The organism is Coleofasciculus sp. C1-SOL-03 (genome assembly GCF_040220555.1).
Lineage (GTDB): Bacteria > Cyanobacteriota > Cyanobacteriia > Cyanobacteriales > Coleofasciculaceae > Coleofasciculus.
On sequence record NZ_JAVJUO010000141.1, the window covers coordinates 1 to 13,820 of the forward strand.

The 13,820-nt window shown below is 45.2% G+C and carries 11 protein-coding genes and 1 pseudogene; 8 read left to right on the forward strand and 4 right to left on the reverse strand.

All coding sequences use genetic code 11. The features are described from left to right. Positions 1-26 precede the first annotated feature (26 nt). The 6 genes and pseudogenes from RIE73_RS22405 to RIE73_RS22430 all read left to right on the forward strand — a co-directional run bounded on the left by RIE73_RS22405 (position 27) and on the right by RIE73_RS22430 (position 6,426). On the forward strand, positions 27-2,339 hold the full coding sequence (locus RIE73_RS22405; protein WP_446403296.1) for an eCIS core domain-containing protein: 2,313 nt from the start codon (positions 27-29) through the stop codon (positions 2,337-2,339). A gap of 18 nt (positions 2,340-2,357) precedes the next feature. Then, positions 2,358-2,906 carry a hypothetical protein gene (locus RIE73_RS22410; RefSeq protein ID WP_446403297.1) on the forward strand — a complete coding sequence of 183 codons (549 nt, stop codon included), beginning with the start codon at positions 2,358-2,360 and terminating at the stop codon, positions 2,904-2,906. A 79-nt stretch (positions 2,907-2,985) separates the two neighbouring features. Further along, a complete protein-coding gene (locus tag RIE73_RS22415) occupies positions 2,986-3,366 on the forward strand; it encodes a hypothetical protein (RefSeq protein WP_446403298.1) in 381 nt (126 codons plus the stop codon). Between the two features lie 47 nt (positions 3,367-3,413). Beyond that, complete coding sequence (locus RIE73_RS22420; RefSeq protein WP_446403299.1) at positions 3,414-5,678, forward strand: eCIS core domain-containing protein; 2,265 nt, start codon at positions 3,414-3,416, stop codon at positions 5,676-5,678. Positions 5,679-5,689: 11 nt separating this feature from the next. Continuing rightward, positions 5,690-5,813, forward strand: a pseudogene (locus RIE73_RS22425) (antitoxin); the annotation flags it as partial. Between the two features lie 451 nt (positions 5,814-6,264). Continuing rightward, positions 6,265-6,426 (forward strand): hypothetical protein, encoded by a 162-nt coding sequence (locus RIE73_RS22430; protein WP_446403300.1) that lies wholly within the window; start codon positions 6,265-6,267, stop codon positions 6,424-6,426. Positions 6,427-6,490: 64 nt separating this feature from the next. On the opposite strand, the gene selD is transcribed toward RIE73_RS22430, so the two are convergent. After that, positions 6,491-8,773, reverse strand: a complete 2,283-nt coding sequence (gene selD, locus RIE73_RS22435) for a selenide, water dikinase SelD (RefSeq protein WP_446403301.1) — start codon at positions 8,771-8,773, stop codon at positions 6,491-6,493. 290 nt (positions 8,774-9,063) lie between these two features. Here selD and RIE73_RS22440 point away from each other — a divergent pair, with 290 nt between their 5' ends. After that, a complete protein-coding gene (locus RIE73_RS22440; protein ID WP_446403302.1) occupies positions 9,064-9,993 on the forward strand; it encodes an esterase-like activity of phytase family protein in 930 nt (309 codons plus the stop codon). Positions 9,994-10,184: 191 nt separating this feature from the next. Beyond that, on the forward strand, positions 10,185-10,847 hold the full coding sequence (locus RIE73_RS22445; protein WP_446403303.1) for an HAD family hydrolase: 663 nt from the start codon (positions 10,185-10,187) through the stop codon (positions 10,845-10,847). 138 nt (positions 10,848-10,985) lie between these two features. Here the strand turns inward: RIE73_RS22445 and RIE73_RS22450 are convergent, their stop codons facing one another. From RIE73_RS22450 to RIE73_RS22460, 3 genes are all read right to left on the reverse strand, one after another. After that, complete coding sequence (locus RIE73_RS22450) at positions 10,986-11,534, reverse strand: Uma2 family endonuclease (RefSeq protein WP_446403304.1); 549 nt, start codon at positions 11,532-11,534, stop codon at positions 10,986-10,988. Between the two features lie 149 nt (positions 11,535-11,683). After that, complete coding sequence (locus RIE73_RS22455) at positions 11,684-11,887, reverse strand: hypothetical protein (RefSeq protein WP_446403305.1); 204 nt, start codon at positions 11,885-11,887, stop codon at positions 11,684-11,686. A gap of 28 nt (positions 11,888-11,915) precedes the next feature. After that, positions 11,916-13,751 carry a VWA domain-containing protein gene (locus RIE73_RS22460; protein WP_446403306.1) on the reverse strand — a complete coding sequence of 612 codons (1,836 nt, stop codon included), beginning with the start codon at positions 13,749-13,751 and terminating at the stop codon, positions 11,916-11,918. Between the last annotated feature and the right edge of the window lie 69 nt (positions 13,752-13,820).

Genomic DNA, 13,820 nt, shown 5'->3' on the forward strand with positions numbered 1-13,820 from the left:
AATCATCAGGCAACTGAGGCGGTATCATGGAGTATAAACCTATACAAAAGAAAAATTCATCCTGGACTCCAACCACGGTACAGAAAAAGGGTAAAAGTCCAGGTAAAATGGGGCATTTTTCAATTCAACCCAAGTCAAACCTGTCATCTGCCCCATCCCAAGAAATCGGGGAATATTCCAGAGCCTCAGCCGATAGACTCGCCGCCAATGTAATGCGAGGAATCCAAGCCAAGGAACAGGAGCAAGCCGAAGGATCAACAGTACAGCGTAAATCTGAATCACCCTGGGCACCAACGTTTGATGCCCCCCCACCCTTAGCACAAAGCCCTGCTTCCCAATTAAGTAGAGACGTTGCATGCAACGTCTCTACTTTTGCCCCAGTCTCAGAAAATCCGATTCAACGCCAATGTGCTGATTGTGCCAAGGAAGAGAAAGAACAGGCGACAGAAGCAGGGAAAGACTTAGAGGAAATTGGCATTCAAACCAAGTTGACGGTAGGAGCGCCAGAAGATCCTTACGAGCAAGAAGCTGACCTTGTAGAGACGTTGCATGCAACGTCTCTACAGGTGATGTCAATGTCAGCGCCTGCTGATAGTTCAGCATCAGTTCAGCGTCAGTTGGACACCAATCACCCCCATCACCCCAATCAGATCTGGCAACGAGCACAATCGATTAAACCTGTAGTGCACAGGCAAATTGATCCGCGTGTGCAGATGCGCCAGATGATACAACGGGCAGCTCAAATCGATGGAAATCAAGCATCTGGGGATTTAGAGAGTCGGTTGAATGCGTCTAAGGGTGGAGGTTCTCCCTTATCGGAGGGCGTGAGAGGATTTATGGAACCGCGCTTTGGGGCAGATTTTAGTGGAGTGCGGGTGCATACGGGTAGTGAAGCGGTGCAGATGAACAAGGAGTTGGGCGCACAGGCGTTTACTCATGGGAGTGATGTTTATTTTGGGGAAGGGAAGTCACCGGGGAATAATGAGTTGACGGCGCATGAGTTGACTCATGTGATGCAGCAGAATGAGGAGGTACTACGCAACAAGAATGAACAAACAGAAAACTCACAGATCCATTCACAAGAAATACAAACTATAGTTTCTCGCCAGAGAAGTGAGGGATATCTGCAAGCTCAGGAAGAGCAATCTCACTCCCAATCTGAAAGTAACCCAGAAAGTAGTACTGTTGAGTACGCCATAGATGAAACAACAGGACAGCGTTACATTATCGAATATCGTATTGAACCAGGGAGGCAACCAGGTACTTTTATTTTTCTTGATGCCTATGATACCAATCGAAATCAAGTTTATGCGAACCAGCTTTATCCTCTGGATTATGAATACGAGGTTTACAACACTAGCCGTTTTCAATATGTGAGAAGGGCATCCTCTGGAAAAATTGAACATTTTCCGGTAGGAGAGAGCTTTCGACTCTACATTGGTGATGAACTTCTTGTACATGAACATCTCTTGTCGGTTGATTCCAATAATGCAGGCGAGTATGGAGAAAGTCTCCTAACTTCCCGGGAGCGTAGTGGGGTTCAAGAGCTACTTTCTGGCATGAATGGCATCAATCGTAATGCAGCCTTATTCATTGCAGGAGCTTTCTATCAGTGGTTACGTAACAACGGGGAACTGGGGCGATGGGTGTTAGAGGCAGTTTCTTTAGGTACTTCTAGCGTCAGCGAAGACTTAGAAGCAGTAGAAGAATCCCTTCCTAGGAGCGGGCCTTTTGAAATGGGTAGGACAGCCGGAGACCTCGCAGGCATCGTCACAGGAGTGTTAGAGATGATTGCTGGGGGTGGTGCAGTTGCAGGGGGAGGAAGTTTGTGTTTAACGGGAATAGGTTGCATTGCAGGTGCTCCTGCCACGGTGGTTGGAGGTGCTACAGCAGTACATGGAGGAAGCGTTGTTATTGAAGGAACGGGTAATATTGCCGAGGATTTCGCTGGGTTAGTTAGTCAGGTTTTTGCCATTAGTGGTGGAGGAGAGGAAAATGGAGGTGACACCAATGACATAAACTGGGAGTGGAAAAGTAAGCCCACATTTGGTCACACATTTAACAGACATGGGGCTGGCAAAAAGAAGACTCAACGGTTGAGAGGTAGAGCTGCTACTGAAAGTCAACCGCAAGGACAGTGGTTAAATAACGAGGAAGCTGCGGAATTTTTACGAAGCATATATCCGGATATATCCGAAGCAACAATAGTCAATATTCCAGAAGGACTCGGACAAATCATCATGCCTGATGGTTCAATTATTCCAGCCTCGCGAGCGTGGGTTATTCCTCGACGTGGAGGTGTTTACACAACAGCTTATCCTACTCTTGACACTCTGTAATATTCAGTAGAGGACATTATGCTTACACTACAGCTAGAAATTCGAGGAGACATGGAGAAATTACCTTCACCATCGCCATTAACTGATGGGGAAAGGCATGATGTTAGTATTGACATAAATAGCATATTTATTATTGCCTGTGAGAGACTTGAAGAAACAGGTATGGTTTTCTTTAAAATGAGTGGTTTTGGACGAGATCCTTGGCCTGTAGAGGTTTATCCTGACTTGGCATGTATTCTCGAACAGCTAGTCGAAGCGATCAATGCTATTCGTCAAGATAATTATCCATTTGATTTAGAACTCTATGAACAAGGCACGAATAAAACAATCATATTTAATGAAAAAAAAGACGCTCACACCATAGAAGTAAAATGTCGCGACTTTGTTCCTCAACGAGGAGATCATTACAGAGGAGCTTGGAGACCTAATCCAGACAAGGAATTAGTGAAGAAGAATGACATTTTATCACAACTTGTAGAGCTTAAAGCTTCTTTTATCCAAATAGTTCAGAATGCTTATCCTGATCTGGCGACTGAAGATTTATTTATAGAATGGTGTAAAAGCTGAAACCCATTCAATACGGCCTTTCACAAATGCTCTTTTAGTAGCAGGTAAAAGGGAACTGAAAACTTAAACCATTAATACCATGAGTGATTATCGTATTCTTATGAAGATCATTCTATCAACACAAAATCAACCTACGGAAAAAACACAGCATTTTAGAGGAGAGGAGAAAATTGCTGTTCCCGATAGTCTGCAAATTGTCAAGTATCCTGACGACGTTGAATACTATCTTTTGTATCTTGACAAAGAAGGAAACGAGCTAACAGATACATACCATGACCAACTTGAGGATGCACTTGCTCAGGCAGAGTGGGAATTTTCTGTGAGTCCTGAACAATGGGAGATTCTTGAAATAGTTTATGATTTAGCCATCATCTCAAGATGTCTTGGGTCAAGCCGCTATCCGGCGTTTTCTCGGAATGGACAGGCAGTAACATATCGGAGAATCACCCAGGATTCTTGAGGGAATCGGCTCCAATCCTTAAATTATCGGGCAACTGAGGCGGCATCATGGAGTATAAACCCGTACAAAAGAAAAATTCATCCTGGACTCCAACCACGGTACAGAAAAAGGGTAAGAGTCCATCTAAACTGGGGCATTTTTCAATTCAACCCAAGTCGAACCCATCATCTGCCCCATCCCAAGAAATAGGGGAATATTCCAGAGCCTCAGCCGATAGACTCACCGCGAATGTGATGCGAGGAATCCAAGCTAAAGAACAGGAGCAAGCCGAAGGGTTAACCCTGAGCGAAGTCGAAGGGTCAACGCTACAGCGTAAATCTGAATCACCCTGGGCACCAACGTTTGATGCCGCCCCACCCATAACACAAAGCCCTGCTTCCCAATTAAGTAGAGACGTTGCATGCAACGTCTCTACTTTTGCCCCAGTCTCAGAAAATCCGATTCAACGCCAATGTGCTGATTGTGCAAAGGAAGAGAATGAACAGGCGGGAGAAGCAGGGAAAGACTTAGAGGAAATTGGCATTCAAACCAAGTTAACCATAGGAGCGCCAGGAGATACTTACGAGCAAGAAGCTGACCTTGTAGAGACGTTGCATGCAACGTCTCTACAGGTAATGTCAACGTCAGCGCCTCCTGATAGTTCAGCGTCCGTTCAGCGTCAGTTGGACACCAATCACCCCCATCACCCCCATCAGATCTGGCAACGAGCGCAGTCAATTACACCTGTGGTGCAGAGGCAAATTGATCCGCGCGTGGAAATGGGGCAGATGATACAACGGGCAGCTCAAATAGACGGAAATCAAGCATCTGGGGATTTAGAGAGTCGTTTGAGTGCGTCTAAGGGTGGGGGTTCTCCGTTATCAGAGGACGTGAGAGGGTTTATGGAACCGCGCTTTGGAGCTGATTTTAGTGGGGTGCGGGTGCATACGGGTGGTGAAGCGGTGCAGATGAACCAGGAGTTGGGCGCTCAGGCGTTTACTCATGGGAGTGATGTTTATTTTGGAGCGGGGAAGGAGCCGGGGAATAATGAGTTGATGGCTCATGAGTTGACTCATGTAGTGCAGCAGGGGGGTGGGGTGCAGACTAAAGTCCAATCGCCAGAGACTGAGACAGGACATGTTATGCGCCAATCTGCATCACAAAAGATCCTTTCTATTACCAATTTCGCTAGCCATAATCAGACCATTAGGCGTTTTCCTGCAACTCAAGGTGGAGTGGGTGGCAAATTTTCGTCACCTAAGTGGCCTCTGGGTAAAAGAACCTTCGGTCCATTAATGGGAACAGCAAATTTACTCCTGGAAATTTCAGTCGAGGCAATTCAGGGGGCAGCCCCTGATAGTGGTCAATCTCAAACCAAAGTGACCTCTCCGATCACCAATTTTGCCAACGGACAGGTACCTACTCCTGTAGGACCAGGGGGTGGATCGACTAAGGTGCTAGTTGGCCCAGTCGGAAATGCCGAAAATGGTGCGATTGGAATTGGCGCTGAAGCGAAATATGAAATTGAGCAAGGAGTCCGCTCAAAAATTCTGGGCTGGCAACCTTCGATCAAGGGCGGTGGAGAACTCACCACAAAAGAAGCCAAATTTGGGGTTGCAGTGTCAGTTGATACAGATGTTGGATCAGTTCCCATAACCATGGCTCCCCTTGAATTCAATATTGTCAAGTGGGAACGGGGTGGCAAACCCCAATTCGCAGTTTGTACTACCAGTGCCGAATTTCAGCTTGCTGCTTTTCAACACACTACATCTGACGGGAATACCTACAAGGTTGAGGCAAAACCAAAGCTCGAATTTGAATTTGAACCCAATCCAGTATACATTGGCAAATGGGTTGCTCGGAACCTGGGTAAAGTAATAGCCACTCAAGTAGGTTTAACAAGTTCTATTATTGCAGCAGGCGTTCTCACGATCGGATTTGGGCTATATCAAATTGCCACCTCTGGTGAAATTACAGAACGCACAGAATTTGCCGTAAAAAAATGTAAGAACTATTGCAAATCGGCTCAAAATGTAATTCAGGGAAAAGAGCCAATCACTGAGGCTGGTGGACCGGAGGGAGCTGCTGCCGCCAGAAAAATCCTAGCTGGGTTGAACCAGAAGTTTCCACCAGAGCTAGTAACGGCGGAAGCCAAAAAATTACCGATCTACACAAATGCTTGGGGGGTAGCTTGGCCACTGATTAAGCAAAAGGCGATTGCTGATTACTGGGACGACCATAAATTTGAACATTTCGTTTATGGCGACAAAGGTGCTGGAAATGGTGGATTCAGAACCTTTAAGCGAGTGCTAGATGCAGTCGGTGATAGATGAAGAATAACACAATGAAAAAAGAATATGACCTTGACAAAATGAAAAGCAGACCCAATCCATTTTTCATTTGCCCAAAGATTAAAACAACAAGTAACTTTACTCTTGGGGATAGAAGTCATAGAATATTTTGAGGCAATGGTATAAGCAAAAGTGTGATCGCCGATCTTGTAGGGGGCGTTCTTTAATTTAACTCCTGATCTCAAACCAAACATCTGGATGAGAACGCACCATCTCCATTAATATTCTGGCTGGAGTAATTGAACCAATTGGATAAGTAGTCGGACAAAAGAAAACGGCACTGTATGAAGTTTTGTAATCCTTGTTGGACATCGGTTGTGGAGAAAGACAATCTGGGGGAAAAGGGGGGTTTGCGATCGCGTCCAATAAGCGGGTGATTCTCTCATCCTTGTGGGATGCTTCAAGCTACTATGGGATAAGGCTTGACGCTATAGTCTAAGTAGTCGGACAAAAGTTTTGGGAACTGTGCAAAGTTTTGTAAATGCGACTCTAACTCTCTTGAGGCAAAGGTTACAATCATTTTTTCCTTCTGGGTACAGTGCCGTTTATTTATGTCCGACTACTTAGCTTGACGGTAATTCATACTTCGCCACTAATTTTTTTGAGTAAGGCTGGGTATTTTGAGTTGTTGCGGGTGCTGAGTGCTGAGATTGTTGTGCCGATAGCGGTGCGAGATGAAATCTATGCTCATGGGGAGCTATTATCGGGTGGGCAAATTATGTTAATTTAACGATTTCACCATCAATTATATCCAGAAAGCCTACCCTACTCGCTTTACATTTCTTCAGAGACAACTAGAAGAATCTTATTGGTGGAACGCCTGAACTAGCTGGCATTACTTGACCAATAATGCGACTATCTTTATATCCTAATTCTTGCAGAATTTGCTCACAGTTTTCCGCCTGTTCACTAGGAATTGTCGCTAATAACCCGCCAGAGGTTTGCGGATCAAAAAGTACCGGATACTTGGCGCGATCGCAAATCTCTTCTTGATTCCTGATAAATTTTGCGGCTTGGACATTCTGGGGATACAGTGAACTGACAATTCCCTGTTGCACAAGTTCCGTCACCCCCTTGAGCAGGGGAATTTTATCCAACTCTAATTCCACCGCCACCCCCGATGCTTGCACCATTTCCACCAAATGTCCCATCAATCCAAACCCCGTCACATCAGTACAAGCCGTTACCCCATGATCTCTGAATACCTTAACCGCTTCCTGATTGGATAACAACATTGACTCCACCGCCTGATCAATCCAGCGCCCTTTTGCTTGTAAACGTTGATGTGCCGCGAATAAAATACCGGTTCCTAACGCTTTAGTCAGAATTACGCGATCGCCCGGTTTCATCCCACTTTTCTTAAGGATTTGCTGAGGATGCACTAACCCATTACAGGATAAACCAAAGGTTAATTCTGTCCCTTCCGTTGTATGTCCTCCCACCAACGGCGCTTGTACCTGCGATAATACCTTCATCGCCCCCGATAATAATTGATAGAGGGTTTCCTCCTGTTTGGCGGCTGTTGCATAAGGTACTGTTACCATTGCCAAAACACTCTGAGGTGTCGCACCCATGGCAAATAAATCGCTGAGACAATGATGGGTGCTAATTTGTCCAAAGATAAAGGGATCATTGATTAAAGTGCGAAAATAATCAATCGTTTGCACTAATAGTTTATCGGCGGGAACTTGCACCACCGCCGCATCATCGGGTGTTCCCAATCCGAGAATAATATTATCTGGCGTGGCGAAAGGATACTCATCCTGCAACCGTTTTAACACTCGTTCTAAGGTAGTGCTACCCACTTTAGAACCACAGCCAGCGCAATACATCGGCGGGGCGTTTTTCGGCTTCCCTAAACGGGGTGATTTCATCAAGTTCGGTGTTTTATGGACACCAGTATTAGCCGATTCCATTTCTGGCAAATCCCTAAATTGCCGCATAAACTTGCGATCAATATGATCCTTCCAACGCCATAATAGTCGGGAGTGCCAGCCAAAGGGACCCCAGGATGCGATCGCGCTTCCATCACCTGTGCCAATTAAACTCAAATACCGTCGTTGAGGTTTGTAAGGATGTAGCGTTTTTCCCTGTACAAAGCGACGCAAATTTTCCACTAAAGGCTTCCCTTGACGCACCGCAAATACCCCAGCTTTCGGACGAGGATGATTTACCATGGTGGCAATATCACCAGCGGCAAAAATATGGGGATGAGAGAAGGATTGTAACGTATCACCAACGGAAATAAAACCCTTTGAAGTGGTATGCAATCCTGATTCAGCAATCCAACTCGGTGCAGAGGCTTGGGTTACCCAGAAGCTGTAATCGCAATCGACAACTAAACCCGATTCACAGCAAATTTGATCCGGTAATATCTGAGAAACGGTTTCCCCTAGATGCACCTGAATTCCCCGCTTCCTTAGCAGCTTCTCAACATATCGCTGCGCCCAGGAATTATGCCCCGACAAGAGTTGATCACCCCGATTAAATAAATGAAGATTGACCGAGGTGTGATGACAGGTTTCAACCTGATGAATACGCCGTTGCATTGTCATCGCCAGTTCCACGCCACCTGCACCACCGCCGACAATTCCTAAACTCAGAGATTGCTGAGGATGTTGTGCAATGGTTTCAATAATTCGATTCCATTGCTTTAAAAATTGGGGGACAGGTTTGGCAGGAATGGCGTATTTAGCGACACCAGGAACCGATTCTTTGGCGGGGGTACTACCAATATCAATGGATAAGACATCAAAGGCAACGGGAGGACGATTGGCACAAATAACTTTATTTGAGTTTAAATCTAAACCTACGGCTTGATCAATATATAATTGAGCGCCAGCAAATTGAGCAAGACGCCGCAAATCGATATGACATTCATCAAAGGTATAGAACCCCGCCACATGACCCGGTAACATTCCGGAATAGGGGGTATGAGACACATTGGTGAGCAGCGTCAACCGTACTCCGGGCAAGGGATTCATCCCCAACATCCGCAGTGCGATCGCGTGGCTATGACCGCCGCCGATCAGGACTAAGTCTTTGTCCTTTGTTCTTTGTTCTTTGTCCTTTGTCATTGGTCAGGGGTTGACGCTTATATGCCTAATTTAACATAGTTACGTTTCTTTAGACTAACCTATTTATAATTATTGGCTTTGATTTGATTATCCTAATAGTAGGTTGGATCGAGGAACGAGACCCAACATCGTTTGGGTTCACTCCGTTCAACCCAACCTACAACTTTAATTGTGTCCACACTTACACGATTTTTATATGAATTTTATATAAAGTTTTAATGAATCCATAGCAAAATCTTCACGACGCTTATATAATTTAAACGACTTAGATTATTACTTAGTGCAGACAAATGTTAAAGCGTTCCTATCTATTGTTCAGTAGTCTACCCTCTCTGATTGTACCCTTAATTTTCACGTCTCCAGCCGCTGCCGTTCAACTGACCGGACGGGCTATTCTTGAGGCAGATACATTTGCCCCAGGTCCCACCTCAGGACAACAAATTTCTATCCCTTTTACCGATCAACAACCTGTGCAAGGATTTTCGGCTGTTTTACCGGGACCCAAACCCGGAACCTTTCGGGTTACCACAGATAACGGTTTTGGCAGTAAAAGTAATTCGGCTGACTTTCTGCTCCGGGTTTATGCCGTTGAACCCGATTTTACCACGGGTCAAGTTTTCCCGGTTAATTTCCAAACGGGCGAACGACTGGCTAGCTTTAGCCAGGACAGTTTTTTACAGTTAAATGATGGGACAAACCAGATAGACTTTCCAATTATTGCCGAACAATCATTTTATCCAGGAACCACCATTCCTGTAGACCAAAGGATTCAATCCAATCGTTGGTTAACGGGGGCTGATTTTGACATTGAATCCTTCCGTCAAGCAAGTGATGGAACCTACTGGTTTGGGGATGAATTTGGTCCGTTTCTCTTCCATGTTGCAGCGGATGGTCAAGTTCTGGATGCGCCAATTTCGCTGCCCAATTTTCTGGGTTTGGGTGATAACCCCTTGGTTCAGTCTCCTCATAATCCTCAATTAGACGGTACAGCCAATTTAGGCGGTTCTAAAGGATTTGAAGGGCTGGCACTCAATAGCAGTGGTAACAAGCTATATGCCATGCTGGAAGGGGCATTGATACCTGATAACCAAGGCGATCGCCTGCTGATTAATGAGTTTGATTTAGACCAGCAACAGTATACAGGTAAAACGTTTTTCTATCAACGAGATCCCCAAGGTCGAGCGATTGGTGTCTTATTTAAATCTAAAAAAAGGCAGTAATACTAAATCTAGGTTAACTACCCCCTTTTTGGTTGGGACAAGGCAGAAGGCAGATGGCAGATGGCAGAAGGTTCCCAGGAAAAAGTTAAAAAGGGGGTGACAAAGGCGGATTGAGTAGTATCTCTCTCAGGCTAGATTGATTTCCTAGAATGGCATCGGCATAATGAAGGGAAACAAAAGGAGAACCTGTGATGCCAAAGGTTGTTATTTTTGATGTAGACGGCACTTTAGTTGATTCCGTTGATCTGCACGCCCAGGCGTGGATTGAAGCGTTTAAACAGTTTGGCTATGATGTGCCTTACGATAAAATCCGTGATCAAATCGGTAAGGGGAGTAACTATATCATTCCTGTCTTTATTTCTCAAGCGGAATTTGAACGCCTTGGTGAGGATATTGCCACTTATCGCAAAGAATTTTATCAAGAAAATCTTCTGTCTCAGGTGCGTCCCTTTGAGGGAGTGCGCCAACTCTTTGAACGCTTAAAAGCCGATGGCAAAAAAGTTGTCGTGGCGTCTTCAGCTAGAACCGAAACCCTGACTCACTACAAAAAACTGTTGGATATTGAAGACTTAGTAGACGGTGCAACCTCTACAGACGATGTTGAAAAGTCAAAACCCCATCCCGATATCTTTCAAGCCGCATTAGGGAAGCTGGATGGGATGACACCCCAAGAGGCAATTGTGGTGGGGGATAGTCCTTATGATGCTATAGCCGCCTGTAAAATAAATCTAGATGTGATTGGCGTGCTTTGCGGTGGTTTCTCGGAAGCCGAGTTAAAAGAAGCAGGCTGTATGAGAGTCTATCAAAATCCGGCGGATTTACTTGATAATTATCATCAGTCTCCTTTGGTTTAACTGGGTGGACACAATTAAAGTTAACGGTTGAGATTAGGGAACAGGGAACAGGGAACAGTAAGGGTTTGAGGCTTTTTAACATAACTTCATAAGGTTGAGTTTATTTCCACCAACCTACTTAAGACGTGTATAAAAACGTTACTGTAGTAATCTAAGCACGTCCACTTCGACGTGCGGCAATGCTAATGGCATAATTATACCCGTCGAATACTTAACCACAGATTGATACTTGCCCTGGTTAGGTTCACGATGCACCCACAACTGACTCCCTGGAATATCAATCACCCAATAGTCTCGTATTTGATGCCGCGCATACATCTGAGCCTTCTCGTTTAAATCATAGGAAAGGGTTGAATTGGATACCTCAATGAGCCAATAAATATCGTTGGGTTGCGGATGACGCTGATCATAACGCGATTCTGGGGGTATGGCGATACAAATATCCGGTTGTGGCTCACCATCACTGGGTAATGTAACTGGCGCTGTAGCAAAGACAACTGCTTGAGTCCCTAAAAGAGCTTCTAGGTACTTCACACCGCGTCGATAGGTAACCCGATGAATCGGGAGTTCTGGAGCCATATCGATAATTTGTCCGTCGATTAGTTCAACCTCCCGACCTGCCAAAATGCCACTTTTAATCATCTGATGATAATCTGCGACAGTCCAGTGGGTTAATGTTCTAACCATAGGGATTTTGCGGCTATTTGAGTATTCAGCCTAATTGTGCTAGTTTAGCAAACTCTGAGAATGCCTCTTTGTTATTAGCTGTTCGGCATTTAAACCTTGATGTCAATAATAGCTCTCATCCTTGTAGTGCGAGCATCTTGCTCGCTACTCTAAGCAAGATCCCCAACTTTTTGGAGAAGTCGGGGATCTGTCTGTGTAATTAAGCCATCACTAATAGGTGTTATATCATGTCCGCCTAAACAGTCATTATTCCCTTGTACCTTGCAACCTTCTTCCTTCCCTTCTGCCTTCTGCCTTCTGCCTTCTGCCCTCTGCCTTGTCTCCACCGATAGCGTAAGTATTCCACCGGACATGATATTAATATCTATCTTACTTTCATAACTACTGAACTAATCGGCGGATTTTCCCATAGGCAATATAAGACCCTCCCTGGGGATTTTCCTTAACCTCATCCACTACATATAATATCCCTTCCTCTCGAATTGTGCGCGGAAAACGGATATTGTAGTCAGGATTATAGCCATCTGAAACCACTCTGGCTCGCAGTTTTTTCCCGTCCTTAATACACTGAACTAGAACCCCATCTCCTACCGTATCGGTGGTTTCTAAATCAGCCGCCGTTCCTTGGGCTTTAGCAGTTTGTAGTTTTTTCCCTTTTTGAGCAGTTTTTTGGGTGGATGCTTTTTCTTCACCGGGTTTAACCAGGCGGCGAATGGTTCCGGAGGCGCGATAAAATGTGCCATTAGCAGATGGGGTAATTTCATCCACGACATAAGTAACACCTTGTTCGCGGATACTGCGAGGAAACTGCACGTTTAAATCCGGATTATATCCCTCAGAAATGACCCGCACTCGTAGCTTACCCCCCATCCGTTCACATTTGACTAAAACACCACTATCGGGATTCGTTGTTACCTCTAACCCACTGGCTGCACCTGTTGTGGTTCCACGGAATTTTAAATCTTCGCGATCGCGGGTTTTTGTTTGATAGGATTGATCGCGCATTTCTTTGCGAATTGCCCGGTCAAATCGTCGATTTTCTAAACATTGGGCATAGTAGTCCAGTTGGGCTATTTCTTCGGCAATGTCAAAGAATTCGTCTAATGTCTTGCGTTTGAGTTCCTCAATTGTTTCCCGCAGTTTAACTACCGCTTGTTGAAAGTCTCCTTTATCCGCCAGGGAAACGGCTTCATCTTTTAATTTGGCAATTCTCAACTGAGAGGTTTGTTCCAAGACTTGCGGATCAGGCTGGATATCTTTGGCTTGTGCTTCTGAACCGACGGTTAAGGTAATGGAAAACTGATTGCTAATGTCTTGGATACTGCCTTCGACAATGGTTTGATAGTCATACGTCACCGTAGCAATCGTCGTCATTCCGGATTGCGATCGCGGCGACACGGTTAAGGGAATTGCTAAGGGCTTTTGTTCCACGCCATACACATCCCCCAAGACAATCTCTACCGTATCACCCACTTGGGAAAACCGATAGTTATTAAGAATCTCACCAACCTCCACAAATTCTTCCGGTTGTAGCCTCACCCTGAGATTTTGCGCCACAACCGACACCAAACTTTCCATCTCAATGTCAAACACTTGGGAGGCGTCATCGGGAGACTGAATAAAGTAGAAATTCCCCCGGGCGGCATTTGCCATGTTAATCAGTAAATCTTCGTTAAAATAATGACCAAACCCTAAAGTTGTGGTGACAATATCCGCCTCTGCTTTTTCTAAGGCGGTTTTCGTCAGCACTTGTGGATCTTTAATCCCATAATTTGCCAATCCATCAGTTAAGAGTAAGACGCGATTAATCCGTTCCGGACTTTGGTTGGCTTGAACTTGACTACATCCCAACAACCAGCCGCCACTTAAATTGGTGCAACCCCCAGCGCGGATTTTGCCAATTTTTGCTTTAATGGCGGCTTTATCGCCAACTAATTCTGGGGGAATAATCACCTCGGCGGTGTCATCGTAAATCACTACCGAAACAAAATCATCGGGGGTGAGATGATCAATAAGATTTTGGGCGGCTTGAATCGCATATCGTAGCGGCGTTCCCCCCATTGAACCCGACCGATCTAAGACTAAGCTGAGATTCAGCGGACGACGCGAGGAGTTCTGCTGATTCGACTCCGATCCCTGAAAGGTAATCAGTAAGTCTACGGTTGAGGGACTGTCTGCGGCAATTAACGATTGACTGAGGGTGTAACTGGCTTTCATATCCACCGATTGGCGTTAAGGGTTTAGATGGGATTATTTCATTTTAGTTTAACCAATGAGAAATAAGTT